The sequence below is a fragment of the Salinimicrobium sp. CAU 1759 genome, from assembly GCF_054482715.1.
In genome coordinates this window covers 63523-84444 of record NZ_JBTLRK010000003.1, presented here as the reverse complement: position 1 = coordinate 84444, position 20922 = coordinate 63523, and the positions used below count along the sequence as shown (strand labels likewise).

20 protein-coding genes and 1 tRNA gene are annotated in these 20922 nt (G+C 40.2%); 14 read left to right on the top strand and 7 right to left on the bottom strand.

Going from position 1 to position 20922, the window contains the following annotated elements; translation table 11 throughout:
• Positions 1-28 precede the first annotated feature (28 nt).
• The 5 genes from ACXYMT_RS13640 to ACXYMT_RS13620 all read left to right on the top strand — a co-directional run bounded on the left by ACXYMT_RS13640 (position 29) and on the right by ACXYMT_RS13620 (position 2339).
• The gene (locus tag ACXYMT_RS13640; protein WP_459059662.1) at positions 29-355 is read left to right on the top strand and encodes a DUF3467 domain-containing protein; all 327 of its coding nucleotides are present in this window, start codon (positions 29-31) and stop codon (positions 353-355) included.
• Positions 356-366: 11 nt separating this feature from the next.
• Positions 367-588, top strand: coding sequence for a PLDc N-terminal domain-containing protein (locus tag ACXYMT_RS13635; protein ID WP_459059661.1), 222 nt, complete (start codon positions 367-369; stop codon positions 586-588).
• 70 nt (positions 589-658) lie between these two features.
• A complete protein-coding gene (locus tag ACXYMT_RS13630) occupies positions 659-856 on the top strand; it encodes a hypothetical protein (RefSeq protein ID WP_459059660.1) in 198 nt (65 codons plus the stop codon).
• Positions 819-1013, top strand: coding sequence for a GNAT family N-acetyltransferase (locus tag ACXYMT_RS13625; protein ID WP_459059924.1), 195 nt, complete (start codon positions 819-821; stop codon positions 1011-1013). The genes ACXYMT_RS13630 and ACXYMT_RS13625 overlap by 38 nt, the downstream gene beginning before the upstream one ends.
• Before the next feature lie 132 nt (positions 1014-1145).
• Complete coding sequence (locus ACXYMT_RS13620; RefSeq protein WP_459059659.1) at positions 1146-2339, top strand: hypothetical protein; 1194 nt, start codon at positions 1146-1148, stop codon at positions 2337-2339.
• Between the two features lie 279 nt (positions 2340-2618).
• Here the strand turns inward: ACXYMT_RS13620 and ACXYMT_RS13615 are convergent, their stop codons facing one another.
• Entirely contained in the window at positions 2619-4208 is a 1590-nt protein-coding gene (locus ACXYMT_RS13615; RefSeq protein ID WP_459059658.1) for a peptide chain release factor 3, read from the bottom strand.
• A gap of 139 nt (positions 4209-4347) precedes the next feature.
• On the opposite strand from ACXYMT_RS13615, the gene idi reads away from it, so the two are divergent.
• The 4 genes from idi to ACXYMT_RS13595 all read left to right on the top strand — a co-directional run bounded on the left by idi (position 4348) and on the right by ACXYMT_RS13595 (position 5695).
• A complete protein-coding gene (idi, locus tag ACXYMT_RS13610) occupies positions 4348-4866 on the top strand; it encodes an isopentenyl-diphosphate Delta-isomerase (protein WP_459059657.1) in 519 nt (172 codons plus the stop codon).
• Positions 4863-5273 (top strand): 6-pyruvoyl trahydropterin synthase family protein, encoded by a 411-nt coding sequence (locus ACXYMT_RS13605; protein WP_459059656.1) that lies wholly within the window; start codon positions 4863-4865, stop codon positions 5271-5273. The genes idi and ACXYMT_RS13605 overlap by 4 nt, the downstream gene beginning before the upstream one ends.
• Before the next feature lie 70 nt (positions 5274-5343).
• Positions 5344-5610: a hypothetical protein gene (locus tag ACXYMT_RS13600; protein ID WP_459059655.1), complete on the top strand. Its 267-nt coding sequence runs from the start codon at positions 5344-5346 to the stop codon at positions 5608-5610.
• Positions 5611-5621: 11 nt separating this feature from the next.
• Positions 5622-5695 (top strand) — tRNA-Thr (locus ACXYMT_RS13595).
• Positions 5696-5985: 290 nt separating this feature from the next.
• Here the strand turns inward: ACXYMT_RS13595 and ACXYMT_RS13590 are convergent.
• The 4 genes from ACXYMT_RS13590 to ACXYMT_RS13575 form a co-directional block, all read right to left on the bottom strand.
• On the bottom strand, positions 5986-6723 hold the full coding sequence (locus tag ACXYMT_RS13590) for a DUF4369 domain-containing protein (RefSeq protein WP_459059654.1): 738 nt from the start codon (positions 6721-6723) through the stop codon (positions 5986-5988).
• 53 nt (positions 6724-6776) lie between these two features.
• Positions 6777-8042, bottom strand: coding sequence for a DUF819 family protein (locus ACXYMT_RS13585; protein WP_459059653.1), 1266 nt, complete (start codon positions 8040-8042; stop codon positions 6777-6779).
• 61 nt (positions 8043-8103) lie between these two features.
• Positions 8104-8916 (bottom strand): Cof-type HAD-IIB family hydrolase, encoded by an 813-nt coding sequence (locus tag ACXYMT_RS13580; protein WP_459059652.1) that lies wholly within the window; start codon positions 8914-8916, stop codon positions 8104-8106.
• A complete protein-coding gene (locus tag ACXYMT_RS13575) occupies positions 8913-9845 on the bottom strand; it encodes an alpha/beta hydrolase family protein (protein ID WP_459059651.1) in 933 nt (310 codons plus the stop codon). Before ACXYMT_RS13575 ends, ACXYMT_RS13580 begins: the two co-directional genes overlap by 4 nt.
• Positions 9846-10118: 273 nt before the next feature.
• On the opposite strand from ACXYMT_RS13575, the gene ACXYMT_RS13570 reads away from it, so the two are divergent.
• Positions 10119-10898, top strand: coding sequence for a S1/P1 nuclease (locus tag ACXYMT_RS13570; RefSeq protein WP_459059650.1), 780 nt, complete (start codon positions 10119-10121; stop codon positions 10896-10898).
• Positions 10899-11086: 188 nt separating this feature from the next.
• Positions 11087-13288 (top strand): response regulator, encoded by a 2202-nt coding sequence (locus tag ACXYMT_RS13565; protein ID WP_459059649.1) that lies wholly within the window; start codon positions 11087-11089, stop codon positions 13286-13288.
• 195 nt (positions 13289-13483) lie between these two features.
• On the opposite strand, the gene htpG is transcribed toward ACXYMT_RS13565, so the two are convergent.
• Complete coding sequence (gene htpG / locus ACXYMT_RS13560) at positions 13484-15370, bottom strand: molecular chaperone HtpG (protein ID WP_459059648.1); 1887 nt, start codon at positions 15368-15370, stop codon at positions 13484-13486.
• A 220-nt stretch (positions 15371-15590) separates the two neighbouring features.
• On the opposite strand from htpG, the gene ACXYMT_RS13555 reads away from it, so the two are divergent.
• The 3 genes from ACXYMT_RS13555 (at position 15591) to ACXYMT_RS13545 (ending at position 18361) form a co-directional block, all read left to right on the top strand.
• Positions 15591-16262 carry a TetR/AcrR family transcriptional regulator gene (locus tag ACXYMT_RS13555; protein WP_459059647.1) on the top strand — a complete coding sequence of 224 codons (672 nt, stop codon included), beginning with the start codon at positions 15591-15593 and terminating at the stop codon, positions 16260-16262.
• Positions 16263-16341: 79 nt separating this feature from the next.
• Positions 16342-17649: an ABC1 kinase family protein gene (locus ACXYMT_RS13550; RefSeq protein ID WP_459059646.1), complete on the top strand. Its 1308-nt coding sequence runs from the start codon at positions 16342-16344 to the stop codon at positions 17647-17649.
• Positions 17650-17836: 187 nt separating this feature from the next.
• On the top strand, positions 17837-18361 hold the full coding sequence (locus tag ACXYMT_RS13545) for an EF-hand domain-containing protein (protein ID WP_459059645.1): 525 nt from the start codon (positions 17837-17839) through the stop codon (positions 18359-18361).
• Positions 18362-18427: 66 nt separating this feature from the next.
• Here the strand turns inward: ACXYMT_RS13545 and ACXYMT_RS13540 are convergent, their stop codons facing one another.
• On the bottom strand, positions 18428-20893 hold the full coding sequence (locus ACXYMT_RS13540; RefSeq protein ID WP_459059644.1) for a S9 family peptidase: 2466 nt from the start codon (positions 20891-20893) through the stop codon (positions 18428-18430).
• Between the last annotated feature and the right edge of the window lie 29 nt (positions 20894-20922).

Genomic DNA, 20922 nt, shown 5'->3' with positions numbered 1-20922 from the left:
GTACTTTTAAATGAAATAAAAATATAAAATGAGCGATCAAAACAACAACCCAAAAAAGCCAAAGAAAGGTCAAATCAATATAGAATTAGATGAAAAAGTAGCGGAAGGAACTTATTCGAATCTGGCCATTATTAACCATTCGGTTTCAGAATTCGTAGTTGATTTTGTAAGTATAATGCCAGGCACTCCTAAAAGCAAAGTGAAATCGCGCATCATTCTTACCCCGCAGCACGCAAAGCGTCTTTTAAAAGCCCTGGGAGATAACGTTCAACGTTTTGAAAAAGCTCATGGAGAAATTAAAGATTATGATCAGCCTAATATCCCGCTGAATTTCGGCCCCACAGGACAGGCTTAATAAAAATTTAAATGGAGCACTTTTCTTTTGTAGCTTTTTTGTGGCAGGCATTTATGTTTGGACTCCTCGTTGCCTGGATGTATTTTCTGTACGAAATAGTTACCTCAGAATTCAAGGGGAGAGAAGGGATGCTGTGGTCGATGCTGGTGTTTTTTGTGCCCCTGGTAGGATTGCTTGCTTACCTGGTCTACGGAAGAGGTACAAGGACCGTTAAGAATAAGTATCTAAAATGACATTTTTGACAGGCATTTTTTCAAGAATTAGTGTCCGGTTAAAACTCTCCTCTACAGAAGACAACATTACATGACCGAGCCGGTTATTAAGCGCACTACCTATACAGATCTTGATTTCATTATGCTCGTAAAGGAGCTGTATAAACACTTGGCAGTGACCTATGGTGAGGATCATGCTTTTTTTGACCAGTTCAATAAGCTTACAGCTATAAAGCACGCGATCGTTTTATATCCAAAACGAAACTCCCGTAGCTTGTGGAGCATTTAAATACTTCGATCCTGAAACAGTAGAAGTAAAAAGGATGTATACCAAAAATAAAAGCAAGGGGAAGGGCTTTGCAGGAAGAGTGCTGGCACAATGGGAGGCATGGGCAAGAACTCCTGGATATAACCGCTGCATCCTGGAGACAGGAATCAGGTGCTAATGTCCTTCTTTGAATTTGCTATTTTACAGTATCTTAAAATCTGGAGTAAATTTTTCTATGGAATTTGGTTGTCCTTATTCCACGAATGTTGATTTAACATTATCTTCACACTTTAATTTACATCAGGATTACATGCTTAAAAATTTACTTCTTCTGTTTTTCTTTTTCACATTTGCTATCTCTCATGCACAAAATGACAGTCTTCAGCAAGAGATCCTTAATTATGATGGCACAAAGTCTCAAGTAATTTCAAGCGGAAGAAGCCTCCTGCTAGATCGATTTCTTGAAGAAGATCTCAAAAAGGTAAAGGAGATAAAAAGATACCTCATTAATGAAGTTGAGAATGATGATTACCTGGCTATTTATCCTGGTGAGAACTGGCTTCTGCTTTACTGGACTCAGGAGTATGAGGAGCTTATAGATAATATTATTGCCTTTGATGAGAACGCACTGGAAAAACTAGGGCGCCAGATCAAACCGGAATACGATATGTTATATACTAAGATTCAGCATAAAACATATACAGATAAACCGGTATTAAAATGGGAGATAGAACGTTCCAAACTCTCTTCTGCAGATCAGGAGTTTTTAGTATTATTTCTTGAATATCTTCTGTCCAATCCCGAAGATCCACAGAGTGAACAGGAAAGGATAAATAATTTGGCAGATAACTTCCTTGCCAAATATCCTGAAAGTAACTACGTTAGTTATATCAAAGAAAATATTCGATTCAGGTATGTTTCGTCGAACTGGGGACTGGCCTTTGAATTTTTTAGCGGGTATGGCCTGTTTACCGACAATCTCTCCGAAAATTTTAAAAATAATATTCCCATGGGCGTTGCCTTTGATGTTGAATACAAGAAATGGACACTTTATCTTAGGAACTATATTGGTTTCAGCTCTAATAAAGAAGATCGCCCATTCAATGGCGGTGTATGGGAAAAGGATTCACAGGTTCGAATCTACCTTCCCGAAGCTTCCCTTGGGTACACAATTGTCGATAATAAAAGATTAAAGATTTCGCCATTTGCAGGTATTGCTTCAACTTCTGTTGGCCCTACCGAATATGATATTGAACAAAACCCGGGGGTGGAAGATGCCGGTCTGGATTTTACAACAACTTATACTGCAGGTTTTAATTTGGATTACAAGCTTAACTGGAATACAGGGTTGCTTGCTCCAAACAGTCCGAAATACAGCTACTGGTTTATTAGACTTAGATATGGTTTCGCTGCCCCACAATTTGGACAGGAATATTCCGGCGGCATGCATTATATTAGTATTGGCTTAGGCGGATTGTATAGAGGTTCAAGACGTAAGCTTTAGACACACCATATTTTCAACAGTCAATTGGCTTAAAGCTGAAATATTTGATCACCGACTATTACAGTCGCTTTTGGGAGCAAAACTAAAAACCGGATGGGAATTAGGATCATTTAGGCGTCTACTACGAATAGGAGCTTTTAAGCCTGAACAGAACACCTTATAAAAAATGCCATTTTTGACAGGTATTCTTCAACTTTATTAGTCTTTCCTTTAGTATAAAAAAAACCTGTAGAGCTCTCTACAGGTTTTGAATATTAACTTAGAGGTTCGTTAAAGGTTCTACTTATACTCCGACACAAAATGAAATTTCACATGTGGATATTTCTGCTGTGCCATTTGGAGGGAAAAGGCAGAATCGGCAAGGAAAACTAATTGTCCGCGTTTATCGTAGGCAAGGAATTTTGATTTTACCCTTTTAAAGTCTTTGAATTCTTCACTTTTTGGATCCTCAGGGTCTACCCAGCATGCCTTATGTACATTTAAGTTCTCGTAAGTACATTTTGCGCCATACTCATGTTCAAGGCGGTACTGGATCACCTCAAACTGCAGTGCACCTACTGTTCCAATTACCTTTCGACCATTGAGTTCCAGGATAAAAAGCTGAGCTACTCCTTCGTCCATAAGTTGATCGATTCCTTTTTCCAATTGTTTGGATTTCATAGGATCGGCATTGTTGATGTACCGAAAATGTTCTGGGGAGAAACTAGGTATTCCTTTATATCGCAACTCTTCCCCTTCCGTCAGGGTATCTCCTATTTTAAAGTTACCCGTGTCGTGTAGTCCTACGATATCTCCGGGATAAGAAACATCTACGATCTCCTTTCTTTCAGCAAAAAAGGCATTAGGGCTGGAGAATTTGAGCTTTTTGTTATGCCTCACGTGTAGGTAAGGCGTATTCCTCTCAAATTTTCCTGAAACGATCTTTATAAAGGCTAAACGGTCTCTGTGCTTTGGATCCATATTGGCATGGATCTTAAATACAAAACCAGTAAAATTTTCTTCGGAAGGTTCTACTTTTCTAATATCGCTCTCCTTCGGGCGGGGAGGAGGGGCGATATTTATAAAACAATCCAGCAATTCTCTAACCCCAAAGTTATTCAAAGCCGAACCAAAGAAAACAGGTTGGAGATTTCCGGCGAGATAAGCTTCTTTATCAAATTCGGGGTATACACCCTGGGCCAGCTCCAGTTCCTCACGCAGAGTACCTGCAGCCTTTTCACCAATAAGCGTGTCGAGTTTTTCAGAAGAAAGGTCGGAGATCTCTACTGTCTCTTCAATGTCTTTTCTTGGATCCCCCGTAAAAAGATTCACATTTTGCTCCCAGATGTTGTAGATCCCTTTGAAATCATAACCCATTCCAATGGGGAAGCTTAAGGGAGTAACTGTAAGGTTCAGCTTTTGTTCGATCTCATCAAGAAGTTCAAAGGCATCCTTTCCTTCGCGGTCAAGTTTATTTATAAAAACGATCATGGGAATGTTGCGCATACGGCAAACTTCCACCAGCTTTTCTGTTTGTTCCTCAACCCCTTTGGCAACGTCAATTACTACGATCACAGAATCAACAGCGGTAAGCGTTCTAAAAGTATCTTCAGCAAAATCCTTGTGTCCTGGGGTATCGAGAATGTTGATCTTATTCTTTTTATATTCGAAAGCAAGTACAGAAGTTGCAACCGAGATCCCTCTCTGTCGCTCGATTTCCATGAAGTCACTGGTCGCTCCCTTCTTGATCTTATTGGACTTTACCGCCCCGGCTTCCTGTATCGCACCTCCAAAAAGCAGCAGCTTTTCGGTGAGTGTGGTTTTACCGGCATCGGGGTGGGAAATGATCCCAAAGGTCCTTCTTCTCTTGATCTCTTCTTGAAATTTCATACTCGTAATTAAGGCTGCAAAGATAATTATTTGATCGTGAAATCGATGATAGGATGAGCCACTCCTTTAGAGCCAATTCTGAAGTCCCAAAAAGGTGTTTTCCCGACCGTTTTTGTACATTTGAAGCTCAATTTTTGCAATGAAAGAAGAACAAGTAATCCTCGTAAATGAAAATGATGAGCAAATAGGTCTTATGCCCAAAATGGAAGCTCATGAAAAAGCATTGCTACACAGAGCATTTTCGGTCTTTGTCTTTAATGATAGGAACGAATTAATGATTCAGCAGCGGGCTTTGGATAAATATCATTCTCCGGGATTGTGGACGAATACCTGTTGCAGCCACCAACGGGAAGGGGAAACTAATATTGAGGCGGGAAAACGTCGCCTGCAGGAAGAAATGGGATTTTCAACAGATCTTAAAGATACTATTTCCTTTATCTATAAGGCACCATTTGACAACGGACTCACAGAACATGAATTCGACCATATTCTTGTAGGGCATTACAATGAAGAACCAAATCTTAATCCTAATGAGGCCCATGATTATAAATGGGTGAGCCTGGAAGAGCTGAAGGAAGATATGAAAAAGAATCCCGATATCTACACAGCCTGGTTTAAGATCATTTTTGATAAATATTATAAGCATATCAAGCAATGAGGGTAACGGTAAACAGAAAAGCACATTTTAATGCTGCGCACAGGCTACATCGCAAGGATTGGGATGACGAAAAAAATTCCAGGGTCTTTGGGAAGTGTAATAATCCTAATTACCATGGTCATAACTATGAGCTGGTTGTGGCAGTTACAGGTGAGGTTGATCCTCAAACCGGATTTGTGGTAAACCTTAAAGATCTTAAAAAATTGATCTACGAAAAAATAGAAGTCCCGTTTGATCATAAAAACTTAAATCTTGAAGTGCCGGAATTTGAGGAGCTTAATCCTACGGCCGAAAATATTTCTATAGTGATATGGAAGAAGTTGAGGGCCGAGCTGGAGTCGCATCTTGACCTGGAAGTGACTCTCTACGAAACTCCTCGCAATTTTGTCACCTACCGTGGAGAATAAAAAAAAATATCAAAACTGTTTTTTGAATAAAGAAATAGTGTAAATTCGCTGCTGAAAAATTACGCGAAAGATGGCGAACAGAAGAACACTAAAAAGAGATATCAACTACGTTTTTGGAGATATTATTGAGGCGGCTTACCTTCACCAGGTGACACATCCCAATGAAGATCCGGCTAAGTCTGAAGAAATTGTCGACGAGGCAATTTCAGATTTTGACGAGTTGATCGGAAAGATGAATCAAAAAGATGTTGAGAATAAAAAACATCATTTTAGAGGTATAGAAAAAGAGCTCGAGGTAAAAGCCAGAGATCTTGTTGAAAAAATAAACGCTCTCTAAAAAGAGCATTTGCCGATGTAGCTCAGCTGGCTAGAGCAGCTGATTTGTAATCAGCAGGTCGTGGGTTCGAGTCCCTCCATCGGCTCTAAATTAAAAACCTCTCAATTTTTTGAGAGGTTTTTTTATGCAATGTTGTGAGGGACGAGAAGCCTGTCCTGAGCGGAAGCACTTTTTAGCTGCTGTAGTCGAAGGGAGTCCCTCCATCGGTTCAAGAAGCTCCTTCAGAAATGAAGGCGCTTTTTTGTTATTCAAGATTTAGGATTAGAACTAAAGATAAAGGATTCCAAGTTGCTTCTCATACCTAAGGCCTCATCTCTCCTAAATAGAAAAATCCCGCCATATAGCGGGATCTGAATTATTTAGAAGGAAATATTCCTATACTTGTGTGGCAGAATCTTTTTTGCTCTGTTGCTCCATTTCCCTGCGTTCTTGCAGGAACTCTTCGAGACTTTGTCCGTAACGCGACTCCTTTACTTCAGGAGTAAGGGAAGAGTAGATAGTGTCAAGATATTTGATATTTGCATCAAAAATTTCAGAAATTGCCAGGTAGGGAGCTACTTCAAGATCCTTATTATTCATGGCAAAATTAACAGTGAAGAGGTACCTTCTTCTAATGAGCTGGTCATACGCAGCATTGGCCGAATCTATGGTAGCCTGATCCTGTTCCTGCTCTGCAGCTACGCTTTTCTGAATAAGTTCCAGGTTGCGGGTGTTGAACTTGTTGATCATAGCCTGATATTCCATGAGTTTCTTTTGATTTTCGGACCCTTCAACTATTGCGTCCCCTTCAAAATTCTTCAAAGTGGTATTGATGATCATCTCTCCGGGTTCGGCAAAGAACATGAGACGGTCATCATAAATGGTATTGTCCTTCTTGTTAAGGTAGAGGTATAGAACCTGTGGGCTCTTAATAAAAGTTTCAAAAACGAAATTTTCATTACCTGTCATTACAACAGAGTCAATAGTGATAAGACTGGTGTCTTCAACCTTTTGCAGGTACAAAGTTCCTTTTTTAAGCCCCTGAACTTTTCCCTTGATCTCCAGGTTTGTTTCTTCTGAAGTACAGGCTGCAAGAGTGATAATAGCAATAAAAAATAATCCTAATTTTTTCATGAATGTCTTGTGATAATATGAGCGCAAATATGCTAAAAAAACATGTTTAAATTTTAAGCTCCGGCAGCTAATTGCATTAAAATTGTACTTAAAATCGCTCCATAGGTTCCCACTACATATCCAAAAACTGCAAGTAGTACACCTACTGTGGCAAGGGATGGATGAAAGGCTGCCGCAACTACAGGTGCAGAGGCTGCGCCACCCACATTCGCCTGACTGCCCACAGCAAGAAAGAAATATGGCGCTTTTATAAGCTTTGCAACCAGAATTAAAAGTCCGGCATGAATTGCCATCCACACAAGACCTATAGCTATAAGTCCCGGGTTGTCAAAGACCATGGTAAGGTCCATTTTCATTCCAATAGTAGCTACAAGGAAGTAGATAAATACACTTCCCAGCTTACTTGCGCCGGCACCCTCGTATTCCTTGGCACGGGTAAATGACAAAACAATTCCCACAGCAGTTGCAATAGAAATCATCCAGAAGAAGGAAGAAGCAAAAGACGATAAGGCAGACTTATTGTCGTTGAAAACTTCAAAGTTTGATGTCAGGAATGCAGCTATGCCATCGGCACTCCAATGGGCGAAGCCTACTGCACCAAAGGCTAAAGCCAGCATGATCATGAGATCTGCAAGGGAAGGATTTCGTGTGACACTTTCGGCATAAGCGGTAACTTTTTTCTTCAATCCTTCTATAGCTGAATTGTCTGCGCGCAGCCATTCATCTATTCTGTCACTTTTGCCAATTCCCATGAGGAGAATGGCCATCCATAGATTGGCGACAACAATATCTACCAATACCATTCCGCCGTACAGGTCGGGGTTATATTCAAAGATCTCCAACATGGCTGCCTGGTTGGCACCACCACCAATCCAGCTACCTGCAAGGGTTGAAAGCCCTCTCCAGACAGCATCGGGGCCAACGCCGCCAACGGTTTCGGGAGAAAAGGCCGAAATTAGGAGGATAGCAATAGGACCTCCAATAATAATTCCTATAGTTCCGGTAAAGAACATGATCAAGGCTTTGGGTCCAAGATTAAATATGGCCTTTAGATCTATGCTAAGGGTCATCAATACCAAAGAGGCCGGTAACAAATAACGGCTGGCTACAAAATATAGCTGCGAAGTCTCATCAGAAATTATGTTGAGAGAATTCAGGATTGCAGGAATGAGGTAGCACATTAGCAGTGCCGGTACCACTTTATAAAATTTGTACCAAAAACCTACTTTTTGGGAGGAAGTGAAAAACACAAAACCTAAAGCCAGCATCAACAGACCAAGGACGATGGCATCATTGGTGAAAATTGGGGGGTTATCCATAAATTGCCTTTAAAGACCGGCAAAATACAATTTTTAGAACATCCTTAAAAATTTATTAAAGTCAGCTAAGTTTAAAAAGTTCCTGCAGACTTTTAGCAACTCCATCCTCTGTATTGTGATGAGTTATTTTCCTGGCAATCTTCAGGATCTCGGGTTTGGCATTTCCCACTGCAATACCCATACCTGCCGCCTCTAGCATTTCGTAGTCGTTGTAATTGTCTCCAAAAGCTATAGTTTCTTCCAGGGAAAGCTTGAAATGAGAATTCAGCAGAAATTCGACTGCGGTCAATTTAGAGACATCTCTGTTTGTTATTTCCAAATAAGTGGGTTTCGAGCGGTAGAGGTGCAATTGGTTTTTAAACTCCTTTAAAAGGAATTCTTCTATCGCCTCTATTTTTTCAGCTTCTCCCATACACATAATTTTATGAGCACCTTTTTTGAGAGGTTTCCAGTCCTGAAGTACCTTTTCGGTAGTTTTTACTGTTGGTGCCACACGGGTGTTATTTTCCTCGCGCTTGGCCCAGTAGTCCATTTGAGGTACGTACCAATCCCGATCATTGTAAAGACTGATGTGACAATTTTTTTCCAGATTGAAAGTGTGAAGAGCATCTAATATCTCCCACGGTATTTCTTTTGATACTACTGTTTCACCATTTAGAATAATTTGAGCTCCATTGTAGCTAATAAGGGGTTGATGAGAAATATGCAGTTCTTCCTGAAGGTGTTCCATGGCCTGTGGCATCCTGGAAGATATCAGCACGAATGGCAGCCTTTTTTGAAGCTGCTGGAAAACTTTTTTAGTAAGGGTAGAAAGTTGTCTTTCTTTGTTCAGTAAAGTTCCGTCAATATCTGTAAAGATTATCCTGTAGCTCATTCTACCTCCCTTATAAACTTGACCAGAACATCAACTAATTCGGGATGTAAGGGCCTATAGGCCTCATTATAGGACTTCGAGTTTTCAAGATCATCTCCTTCGATTTTGCGCAAGACGTGGTTCATGTCCTTCAGGATCACGAATTCTGCATCGGGATTTGCGACCCGTAATGCTTCAGCTTCTGCTTCCTCTACCTGCAAATCTTTGCTGCCATTGATAATGAGAACCGGCATCTTAAGTTTGGAGATCTCTTCCGTTGGTTCATACTTTATCCAGGAAAGAATAAAGGGCTGTACAGAAGGCCGGAAAATTGATTCCAGGACAGGGTTATAACTTGAGGTACTGCCGGAATCCCTTAGTTCCTTGAATGACTGCTGTGCATTGGCTTTTAGCCCCGGCATTTGATGGGCAATTTGCTGAATAAGTATAGAATCTATAGGTTGGGCCACTCCGGCTACAGAAATAAAGGCATCTGCTCTGTTCTGTGCCGCCACCATTCCTACAAGAGAACCCTGGCTGTGGCCTAAAACAACCAGTTTGTCAAATCTTTCGTCTTCCGCAAAATGATCCAGAACACTTACGGCATCAGTAATAAAGTCATCAAACCTTATATCCTGCTCCCTAATTCCCAGCTGCTGCATTTGCATAATCCTCTTATCATAACGATAGGTGGAAATTCCTTCTTCGGCCAGGGCAATGGAAAGTTTTTTTAGAGCATCGTTCTTCATGAAAGATTGATTGCCGTGCCTGTCTGTAGGTCCCGATCCCTGTAGCATGATCACAAGCGGACTCGCTTCTGAAGAATTGGGGATGATCAAAGTACCTTTTACATAAGGATCAAGGTTAACCTCTGTAGAAAAGAATTTCTCTTCCTGGGCCAAAGCACAAACAGACAATAGGAAGAAAATGGCGGGAATGATGTTTTTCATGAATTAAAGTAAAAGTTAATGATCTTTTGAGCTGCTTTAGGTTTTTGAGTGTCTATGAGAAAATCTTCCGCTTTTGTTCTGAGAAAATCTCCCATCTCTTTAGAAATTGTTGCTCCCAATATACCTAATAGGTAGATTTTTTCTTTTAAAGTTACAATATCGCATTGTTCTCTACAACCCATCAAAAATGAGAAAAATTAGGCAGGATTTTTGAAAATGAGTTAAAAACGTCTTCCTAATTTCTATCTTTGGGGACCTTTAAAAATTAAATACATGAAAATTTATTTACTGCTTGCCACTTTGTTTATTTCCAGTTTTACATTTGCCTCAGATAATGATTGGGGGAGGACCGGCCACAGAGCTACGGGAGAAGTAGCAGAACAGCATTTGACCAAAAAAGCTAAGGAGAAGGTTAGAGAGATCCTGAACGGAATGAATCTGGCTTTTGTTTCTACTTATGGGGATGATATTAAAAGTGATCCCGCCTATAGAAAATATAATCCCTGGCATTATGTCAACCTCAATCCGGGAGAGACAGAGTATTCAAAGGAAACAGCAAATCCCGATGGAGATCTTGTCCATGGGATAAACACTTCAATTGCAGTTTTAAAGGACAAAGAGGCTTCGAAAGAGGATAAGGAATTTGCGCTTAAAATGCTTGTTCACTTTGTTGGAGACCTTCATCAACCACTGCACGCAGGTAGGGGAGAAGATAAGGGAGGAAATGACATACAGGTAAGATGGTTTGGAGACGGTTCTAACCTTCACAGGGTTTGGGACAGTGAAATGATCAATGACTTTGACATGAGCTACAGTGAACTTGCCTATAATACAGATGTACTTTCGAAAGAGCAAATCAAAAGAATCCAGAAAGGTTCTGTCTTAGACTGGATGTATGAGTCAAAAAGATTGGCAAATCAGGTATATGACTCAGTGGAGACTGGAGAAAAACTGGGATATGAGTACATGTACAACTGGTTTCCTGTGGTACATGATCAAATACAGAAAGGTGGACTTAGACTTGCCAAGATCCTAAATGAAATTTATAAGTAAACGTTTCTAGTAAAGATAAAAAAACCCGGATATCAAAAATCCGGGTTTTTTTGTGTCCGGGAGTGTCTTGTTTTAGCCAGGTTTCTAAAAAAATAACATTTTTCTTCTTAAACTTTATTTTTTGTTGCATAAGATGCTAAAAATAAATAATTTGCGGCGCCCTATTTACCGAACTTAATTATCAACATTTGAGAAAAAATTACCTGCTTAGTTTTTTTGGTTGCTTTCTGTGCTTTGCAGTATTTGCTCAAAATTCTGATAAGGCATATGAAACCTATACAGATAGTCTATCCAAGGCGGCACGTTCAGCTTACTTTGATTACGATTTTAATCGCTCCATTGAAAATTCTCTTAAGCTCATCGAACTGGCTTCCAAAAAAGAGGATTTTTATCACCTCAATCACGCTTATAATATTCTGGGAGTTATTTGGGAAAGACTTGAGGATACTTTAAGGGCCAAGGAAAATTATTTAAAGGCACTGGAATATGCCCGTTCAAGTGAAAACGATACACTGCTGTGGTACGCCTACAACAATTTAGGAAACATCTATTCCTCCAATAACAAAACAATTGAAAAAGGGCTAGGGTATTACAGAAAAGCAATTCAGGTTTCTTCCCGCGCATCAGAGAGCCAACAGGCTCTTACTCCGGTTATGAATATAGCCTGGACTTATCTTGAAAATCACAATTATAATGAGGCCTTCCCCTACCTTGAAAGAGCGTGGGATTTATTCAGGAAATCGAAGGAAGAGGATCTATTAACAGAGAGTAACATAAATACTCTATATGGGATGTATTATTCAGGCAGGGAGGATTATGAGTTATCCCGGGAGTATTTTAAGGTTGGGATTGGTGTAGCTGAAAGGGATACTTTAATAGCCGAAGCTTCTTTTGCCTATGAGGAATTTGCTAAAATGCTTTTTAAAAGTGGGAATTTTAGTGAAGCATATACTGCTCTTAATAAGCATCAGGATCTTAAAGAAAAGATTGTAGATAGGGAGAAGGAGCTACAGCGGAAAGCAGTTTATGAAAGATTCCAAACAGAAGAATATAAAAAGGATCTACAGGCGGCTAAGCGGGAACAACTGTATAAAGACGAAGTCTTGAAAAAAACTCAGCAGCTTTCAGTTGTCATGGTAATATCTCTTATCGTGATGTTCTTCTTTCTCCTTCTTCTCTACAGGAACAATAAGATGAGAAAGAAATTAATTTCCCAGTTAAAGGATAAAAATGGTGAGCTTAAGCTGGCTAAAGAGGAAGCTGAAAGATTATCAAATCTAAAGACCCGTTTCTTCTCTACAGTGAGTCATGAATTACGTACTCCTCTGTATGGTGTCGTAGGCCTGGCATCTTTGCTACTTGAGGAGAACAAAGAAAAGGAGCAGGAAGATGACCTAAGATCACTTAAATTCTCTGCAGATTATTTGCTAGCGCTCATCAATGATGTTCTTCAAATGAATAAAATGGAGGCCAAATTAATACACCTTGAAAACAGTGTCTTCAACATAAATTCTTTATTCCAGGGAATCGTTAAGACCTTTGAAAATACCAGGAAAAACAAGTGTGTTAAGATAGATCTTGAAGTAGATCCATCTATCCCGATAGTGGTGGGTGATTCCATGCGACTTTCCCAGATTATGATGAATCTTGTGGGTAATGCTGTAAAATTCACAGAAAAAGGCAGGATATGGATCAAAGCGGAAAACAAGGCTTGTAGCAATGGTAAATGCCTCATCTATTTTGAAGTTGGAGATACTGGAATAGGTATTCCACAGAACAAACAGGAAGAGATCTTTGAGGAGTTTTCCCAATTAAAAACCCAGAATCTCAATTATCAGGGTACAGGCCTTGGTCTTCCCATTGTCAAAAAGCTGGTTGAATTATTTGGATCTGAAATAAACATTCATAGTATCGAAGGAGAAGGTTCGATATTCAATTTTACTATAGAATTTGAACAGGGAGCAGAAGCCGAGAACCTAAAACCTTTAGGAGTAGATATATCAAGAACTGAGGAAAAGACAGCACCCAAAATTTTGATAGTGGACGACAACAGGATCAATCAGGTGGTGACCCGTCGAATCCTTGAAAAAAGGGATTTCAAATGTCTTGTGGCAAATAGTGGGGAAGAGGCACTCAAAATCCTGAGATCAACTCAACTTGATATTGTACTTATGGATGTCAACATGCCGGGTATGAATGGAATGGAGACTACCATTAAGATAAGGGAGTTCAATTCAGAAATTCCTGTAATAGCTTTAACGGCAGTAGAGGTAGGAGAGATGAAAGAGGAGATCCTGGCAGCCGGCATGAACGATATCATCAACAAGCCTTACGATATACCGCAGTTCTTCAATACTATCTTCAAAAATTTATTGCAGCCGGTAGTTTAGTGCCTGCGGCAATTCATGGTTCATTATTCGAAATTCAACATTCTCTTTAATAGGAAGATTCCTCCTGTCGGGAATGACAACTGTGTGGTCGTTATTTAGTATTCTATCAGTTCTATAATTTTCTGCCAGTACTCAAAAAAAAACCGTTTCGCTGTAACAGCGAAACGGTTTTTGAATTTCCATAGATCTTGAACCTTATTTGATCATCTCAAAGCTACGCTTGATAAATGATGTCAATTCTTCCCCTTTTAGGAGGTTCTGTGAAAGGCGGGCAAGATCAAGGGATTGCTTGATCAAACGCTCCTGTTTCTTCTCAGTTTTCGTATTCAGGATCTCGGTGATAAGGGGGTGATTGGTGTTCACTACCAGGTTATACATTTCTGGCATATTACCCATCCCGAACATTCCGCCACCGCCGGTTTGTTGCATTTCCTTCATCCTTCTCATAAATTCCGGCTGAGTTATGATCAAAGGTGCTGCGTTGCTGTCCATTGACTCCAGCTGTACAGTGTATTTTTCTTTAGGTACAACCTTCTCAAAATCGGTTTTCAGCTTCTCTTTTTCCTCTTCGTTAAGTTTAGAGATCTTTTCTTCATCCTTTTTGATGAGGTTGTCTACATGATCGGCATCCACACGGGCAAAAGAAACTTTCTCTTCTCCCATTTCCAGCTTTTGAAGCAGGTGAGATACTATTGGAGAATCAAGAAGCAGTACCTCATAACCTTTTTCCTTTGCAGATTCGATGTAGCTGTGTTGATCGTCTTTATTTGAAGCATAAAGGATCACGCGGTTACCATCTTTGTCAGTTTGATTGTCCTTGATCTTTTCGATCAATTCAGCAAAGGTGAAATACTTGTCGTCAACGGTTGGATAAAGAGCAAAGTCTTTAGCCTTTTCGAAGAATTTATCTTCAGAAAGCATTCCGTATTCTATAACGATCTTAATGTCATTCCACTTTTTCTCGAAATCCTCTCTGTTATTGTTGAAGAGAGATTTAAGTTTATCTGCCACCTTACGGGTGATGTAGCTGGAGATCTTCTTCACTGCTCCGTCTGCCTGCAGGTAAGAACGGGAAACGTTCAGCGGGATATCGGGAGAATCGATAACTCCGCGCAGCATGGTAAGGAATTCAGGTACAATGCCTTCTACGTTATCTGTCACGAAGACCTGGTTTTGATACAACTGGATCTTATCCTTTTGGATGTTCATATCCTGTGACATCTTAGGGAAATAGAGAATTCCGGTAAGGTTAAAAGGATAATCTACATTAAGGTGGATGTGGAACAAAGGCTCTTCGAACTGCATGGGGTAAAGTTCCCTGTAGAAGTCTTTATAATCTTTGTCCTCAAGATCTGTCGGCTGCTTGGTCCACGCAGGATTAGTATTATTGATAATATTGTCTACAGTCCTGGTTTCCGGTTTTGCATCTTCGGGAGCATCTTCAGGTAGATCCAGAGTCTCTTCCCTGGTTCCAAACTTAATAGGGATAGGCATGAACTTATTGTATTTTACAAGTAGTTCTTCTATCCTGTTCTCCTCCAAAAATTCTTTATCATCTTCATTGATATGAAGTATGATGTCTGTACCGTGGGTCTTTTTATCAGCTTCCTCTAAGGTGAATTCTGTAGTACCTTCACACACCCAGTGAGCTGCAGGCTCATCTTTAAAGGATTTGGTGATGATCTCCACTTTGTTAGCTACCATGAATGCCGAATAGAATCCCAGCCCAAAATGTCCTATGATCCCGCTATCCTTAGCTGAATCTTTATATTTTTCAAGGAATTCTTCAGCACCCGAAAAAGCGACCTGGTTGATATATTTTTCAACCTCTTCTTTGGTCATTCCAATTCCCTGGTCACTAATAATAAGTTGCTTCTTGTCCTTGTCGATCTTTACCTCGATTACGGGATTTCCGTATTCTACCTTAGCCTCTCCAATAGTAGCCAGGTGTTTTAATTTTAGGGTAGCATCTGTAGCGTTAGAGATCAATTCACGTAAAAAGATCTCGTGATCACTGTATAAAAACTTCTTTATTAAAGGAAAAATGTTTTCAACAGATACATTAATGTTTCCGGTTGCCATATATTTTGGTTTATTAAATTTTACGTTCTCCCAGAGAAGTCAAAAAAAGTACCAACCAGGCTGCGCTGACAAACTGACAGCGTAAGTAATTTACTTTGTCTTCTTTCGACTATTAGTAAGACTTTCCTGATGCTCAAAACTTTAACAGGAAGTTGTTTAAATTTTAGCAATGAAATTTGAACATAATTTGTATTTTTGAACAAATGAAATAAAAGGAAGAATGGCTAAAGTAAAAGAAAATACCACAAAGACTGAAGAACTTACGCAGGATAGACTTATTGAGCTCTATATGAATTATGTGCTTGAAAATGAAGAAGAACCCGGAACTGTCTATAAATTTTGTAAGCAGAACAACATTTCAGAAACAGAATTCTATAATTTCTTCGGAAGTTTTGAAGGTCTTAAAAAAGGGATTTGGGAACGATTTTTTGATCACACTCTTGAGGTGATGCAAAAAAGCAAAGAATACGGTTCCTTTAATAACAGGGAGAAAATGCTCACGCTGTATTACACATTCTTTGAAATGCTTTCAGCTAACCGAAGCTATGTTCTCTTCTCTCTTAAAAATCAAGATTCCATGCTAAACAGTGCCGGACAGTTAAAAGGTCTTAGGCGTAAGGTGAAAAACTACACTGCCGAGTTGATTCGTGAAGGTAATGAAGAGCAGCAGGTAAAGCTGCTAAAAAGATCGGAAACAATATTTTCTGAAGCTGCCTGGGTACAGTTGATGTTTTTAATGAAATTCTGGATGGACGATAATTCCCCGCAATTTGAAAGCACAGATGTTGCCATAGAAAAATCTGTAAATACTGTATTTGATCTGTTTGAGAATACTCCTTTAGAAAGGGTTCTTGATTTGGGGAAATTTCTATGGAAGGAAAAAATGGTTTAAGTATTTAATAATAAGCCTAGGCTAGGCCCGGTGCCGGATGCCCCCTACACATTCGGCTACGGGCCTTAATTTGAAAGAAATGAAAACAATAGATAGAATTCCTACAGGCAAGATCGGTCGTACCGGTAAAATGGTACAGACTGGGATAAAGGTGGGAGGTAATTACCTTAAATATTATTCAAAAAAGGCATTTAATGGAGAGCTTTCCCGGGAGGAACTGGATGAAAGCAACGCCGAAGATATTTATGATGGATTGAAGAGCCTTAAGGGAAGTGCACTTAAGGTCGCCCAAATGCTTTCCATGGAGAAAAGCCTTCTTCCCAATGCCTACGTTGAAAAATTTAGTCTTGCACAATTCAGTGTACCTCCACTTTCTGCTCCCCTGGTGAGAAAGACCTTCAAAAAATATCACGGTCAATTTCCCGATGAACTTTTTGACAGTTTCTCTCTTGAATCTGTGAATGCTGCCAGTATTGGTCAGGTTCACCGCGCTACCAAAGATGGGAAAGAACTTGCTGTGAAAATTCAATATCCGGGGGTAGCCGATAGTATTAGCTCAGACCTTGCTATGGTGAAACCAATCGCCATTAAGATGTTCAATCTTCAGGGAAAGGATTCAGAAAGATATTTTAAGGAAGTAGAAGGTAAACTGCTCGAAGAAACAGATTACGTGCTCGAAGTGAAACAGAGCATTGAAATTTCCGAAGCCTGCAGCCATATTCCAAACCTTAGGTTTCCGAAATATTATCCTGAATTGTCAAGTGAAAGAATCATTACAATGGACTGGATGAATGGCATGCATTTAAGGGATTTTGCCAAACAAAATGAAGATCAGGAAACTGCAAATAAACTGGGGCAGGCACTTTGGGATTTTTATATGTACCAGATGCATGTTTTGAAAGCGGTACATGCCGACCCGCACCCCGGGAATTTTCTTGTTGACAAGGACCACAATCTTATTGCCATTGATTTTGGCTGTATTAAACAGGTGCCTCAGGATTTTTATGATCCATATTTTGAGCTTGCCGATAAGGACAAAATCAATGATCCTGAAGTATTTAATGCAAAACTATTTGAACTGGAGATCCTTAGGAAAGAGGATTCCGAAAAAGAAATTGCATTTTTTTCAGATTTGTTCTACCAGATGTTAAGTCTTTTTACAGCCCCTTTTCATGGGGAGGAATTTGATTTTTCAGATGAAGGTTTCTGGACCTCTGTCACTTCCCTCAGCGAAAAGTACAGCAAAGACCAGGAGCTTAGAAAAATGAACGGAAATAGGGGAAGCAAACATTTTCTATATATAAACCGAACTTTCTTCGGGCTTTATAATCTCCTGCACGACCTGGGTGCTACTGTAAAGATCAATAGCTTTAAACAATACTCTTGATTGCCAATGTTCTATGGAACATTGAAAGCCGGAAGCAATTTTGTTTCCGGCTTTTTTAATTGCTGTTAGGGGAATTCTAAATCCTTTTTCCTCCCTGTTAAAATATTAAACCTCTTTCAATGAAGGCCTTGGAGGGTTATATTAAAGAGAAATAAAAGAAAGTAAAGTTGAACCATAAAATCACATTATGAAGATTTTGAAAGGAATATTTGTGGCGGGTTGTATGATCTTTGGAACTGCGGTGTTTGCCCAGGATCTCGATATTTATGATGCAGATGGGGATAGTAGGCTGGACCAGAATGAATTTATGGAAAGAAATAACCTCGATTACGACGACTGGGATACCAACATGGATGGAAGCATTGACGACAGAGAATTTACAGATCGTACTTATCAGGATTTTGACCTGAACCAGGATGATTATATTGATGAGAACGAGTGGAATGAAGGTATGAATACTACAGCCGGCCGATATTTAAAAGCTGAAGATTATGGGGTTTTTGACACCGATAGAGACGGTCTTTTAGATGATGACGAGTGGAATGAAGGTATGGCCGATAATAACTGGTTTGACACTTATGATATAGATCGTGATGGTGCTATTGATAATGATGAGTGGAACGAAAATGTATTCAATGACTATGACATCAATGATGATAATTTTATTGATGCAGAGGAATACAATGCCTACAACGACAATGAAGATTGGTAGTAAATAATAAGTGTTAGTAAAAAAAAAGCCCGCAACTTGCGGGCTTTTCTATTTAAGAAATTAAATCTAGTTTTTTAATTCCATTGTTTGTGGCTGAATGTTACCATCCTGTTGGTCCTTATTCTTTACATACTTCTCAAGCCATTGATCCTGCTCCCAAAGCACATGAAGTACAGATTCTTTGGCACTGTATCCATGGCTTTCCTTCGGCAGCATTACAAGTCTCGCTGTGGCACCTAAACCTTTTAGGGCATTAAAATAGCGTTCGCTCTGCATAGGATAGGTACCGGAATTATTATCGGCTTCACCATGAATTAGTAACAGCGGAGTCTTCATTTTATCTGCATGCATAAAGGGAGACATGTTGTAGTAAACTTCAGGGGCTTCCCAGTAATTTCTCTCTTCACTCTGGAACCCGAAAGGAGTAAGCGTACGGTTGTAAGCTCCGCTTCGGGCAATTCCGGCAGCAAAGAGATTCGAGTGGGAGAGAAGGTTTGCAGTCATAAAGGCACCATAACTGTGGCCGCCAACTGCAACGCGATCCCTGTCAACATATCCCATCTCGTCAACAGCATCAATGGCTGCTTTTCCATTGGCCACTAATTGCTTTCTAAAGCTGTCATTTGGCTCTTCCTCACCTTCTCCCACAATTGGGAAAGAGGCATCATCCAATACCACATAGCCGCGGTTTACCCAATAAATAGGGGAGCCATAATAGGGATAAGTGAAATCATTAGCATTGGAAGTATTCTGGGAAGCAGAATTTTTGTCTTTATACTCACGTGGATAGGCCCAAACGATCATTGGCAATTTTTGCGGATTCTGCTTATCATAGCCTGCCGGAAGATATAAAGTGCCATTTAGCTCGAGTCCATCCTCCCTTTCGTAAGTGATCACTTCTTTACTTACATCTTCAAGGCTTTTAAATGGATTCTCAAAAGAAGTCACCCTGGTGAGGTCTTCCTCATTGTCGATGTCCCGGATAAAATAATTAGGATATTCTGTGGCGGTTTCAATTCGCACAAGGATCTCACCTTCTTCCATGTCTATAGCCTCTACCAAGGTTTCCTTTTTGTTGTTGTAGCTGGACTGGTAAAGTCTCTCTGTCTCTCCGGTCTCAAGGTCCAGTCGGTCTACAAAAGGATACTGGCCTTCAGGAGTAAATCCGTCTCCCAAAAGAAAGGTGTTATTATCATCCATTTTCAGGACCTGTTGTCCATACTTATTCTTTACCCTCACAAAACTTCCGGGGTCGCTGTACCGGTCCTGGTAGTTACGATCAAAAAGAACCTTAGGCTGCTGCCCTGCATTTGATGGATCGAAGACATAGGTGCGGGTATTTCTGTTATTCCACCAGTAGTCAGTTGCAATGGCAGTGTTTTTATCTCCCCAGATAATTCCTCCAAACCTGTCTTTGGTTTTAAGGATTGGCTTTCCTTCTCCTTTAAAAGGAGCTTCTAATAAAAACACTTCATCTCTAAATTCGGCTTCTCTTTCGGGATCACCACCGTCAAGTGCTTCAACATAGACTAGGGTTGCGGGAGCGTCACTTCTCCAGTTAAGACTTCTTCTGCCTTCTCTTTCTGCCATGAATCCCTTCGGAAGATCTTCGGTAAGCGGCACTTGATTCACCTGGTTCACCGGCTTCCTGTCCCTGGTGTAGACCATTGTTTCTGAAGGGAAGCGGTAGTAAGGCACCAGGTATGAAAAAGGCTTTTTGATGTGGCTCACCATTACATAATTACCATCCGGAGAGAAAGAAATGTCATCATACATTTTAGGTTCCAGCCACTTTGAGGTTTTTCCGTTGAGATCCACCTTTACAAGTTCGGCACGGGCCAATTGCTCGAAGTTAAACTCATCTGTCGGATTTTTCAGCAAATCCTGGTAAGTTCTGTTTTGAGCTTCTTTTCCATCACTTACGGAAACTGTAGGCCCTGTTGGAACAGAAGTTTCAGGATTTATCAAATTCTTGCGGTCCTGCGGAAGCATTTTTACCAATATGGCCGAATTATCTTTGTACCAGTTAAGCACATCTCTCATGTTGGCATTTAAATTTGGGCCTGTAAGCTTTTTCGCTGTTGCGGTTTCAAGATCGGCTACCCAAAGTTCCACTCCTTCTGAAGTAGTGTGCGTAAATGCCATTTTTGACTCATCTGGCGACCAGCTGAAGTTTGTGAGCCGCGGACTTTCCGGAAGGCCTTTCACCTGTGTAGGCTCATCGGCTTTCATATCCTTTACCTGAATATTGTTGAAGTAGGTGGCCCGGCTACTTATATTTGTTACAGGATTGATCCTTAATCCACCCAGGCGCATTTCCTCTTCACTCAATTCAGCAATGGATTTAAATTGATCGCGGTAGAGAAAAACTATCCTTTTGGCGTCGCTGTCAATGAGCGTGGAAGGAGCCAGTGGAACATCAACGAGTTCCAGGATCTCCTGCGGAGGTTTTTGATAGGTGAGGTTTTCCTGCCCAATGCTTACTCCGGTGAAGCAAATAAAAGAGAGGATACTTAAAAAGACTTTTTTCATGGTATAATAAAGTATAATTAGGTTAAGAG

Coding starts and splice junctions, on each gene's coding strand:
- ACXYMT_RS13545 (WP_459059645.1), top strand. CDS start 17,837: ATGAAGATTTTGAAAGGAATATTTGTGGCGGGTTGTATGATCTTTGGA.
- ACXYMT_RS13575 (WP_459059651.1), bottom strand. CDS start 9,845: ATGAAAAACATCATTCCCGCCATTTTCTTCCTATTGTCTGTTTGTGCT.
- ACXYMT_RS13550 (WP_459059646.1), top strand. CDS start 16,342: ATGAAAACAATAGATAGAATTCCTACAGGCAAGATCGGTCGTACCGGT.
- idi (WP_459059657.1), top strand. CDS start 4,348: ATGAAAGAAGAACAAGTAATCCTCGTAAATGAAAATGATGAGCAAATA.
- ACXYMT_RS13635 (WP_459059661.1), top strand. CDS start 367: ATGGAGCACTTTTCTTTTGTAGCTTTTTTGTGGCAGGCATTTATGTTT.
- ACXYMT_RS13555 (WP_459059647.1), top strand. CDS start 15,591: ATGGCTAAAGTAAAAGAAAATACCACAAAGACTGAAGAACTTACGCAG.
- ACXYMT_RS13640 (WP_459059662.1), top strand. CDS start 29: ATGAGCGATCAAAACAACAACCCAAAAAAGCCAAAGAAAGGTCAAATC.
- ACXYMT_RS13615 (WP_459059658.1), bottom strand. CDS start 4,208: ATGAAATTTCAAGAAGAGATCAAGAGAAGAAGGACCTTTGGGATCATT.
- ACXYMT_RS13605 (WP_459059656.1), top strand. CDS start 4,863: ATGAGGGTAACGGTAAACAGAAAAGCACATTTTAATGCTGCGCACAGG.
- htpG (WP_459059648.1), bottom strand. CDS start 15,370: ATGGCAACCGGAAACATTAATGTATCTGTTGAAAACATTTTTCCTTTA.
- ACXYMT_RS13585 (WP_459059653.1), bottom strand. CDS start 8,042: ATGGATAACCCCCCAATTTTCACCAATGATGCCATCGTCCTTGGTCTG.
- ACXYMT_RS13630 (WP_459059660.1), top strand. CDS start 659: ATGACCGAGCCGGTTATTAAGCGCACTACCTATACAGATCTTGATTTC.
- ACXYMT_RS13620 (WP_459059659.1), top strand. CDS start 1,146: ATGCTTAAAAATTTACTTCTTCTGTTTTTCTTTTTCACATTTGCTATC.
- ACXYMT_RS13590 (WP_459059654.1), bottom strand. CDS start 6,723: ATGAAAAAATTAGGATTATTTTTTATTGCTATTATCACTCTTGCAGCC.
- ACXYMT_RS13570 (WP_459059650.1), top strand. CDS start 10,119: ATGAAAATTTATTTACTGCTTGCCACTTTGTTTATTTCCAGTTTTACA.
- ACXYMT_RS13600 (WP_459059655.1), top strand. CDS start 5,344: ATGGCGAACAGAAGAACACTAAAAAGAGATATCAACTACGTTTTTGGA.
- ACXYMT_RS13540 (WP_459059644.1), bottom strand. CDS start 20,893: ATGAAAAAAGTCTTTTTAAGTATCCTCTCTTTTATTTGCTTCACCGGA.
- ACXYMT_RS13580 (WP_459059652.1), bottom strand. CDS start 8,916: ATGAGCTACAGGATAATCTTTACAGATATTGACGGAACTTTACTGAAC.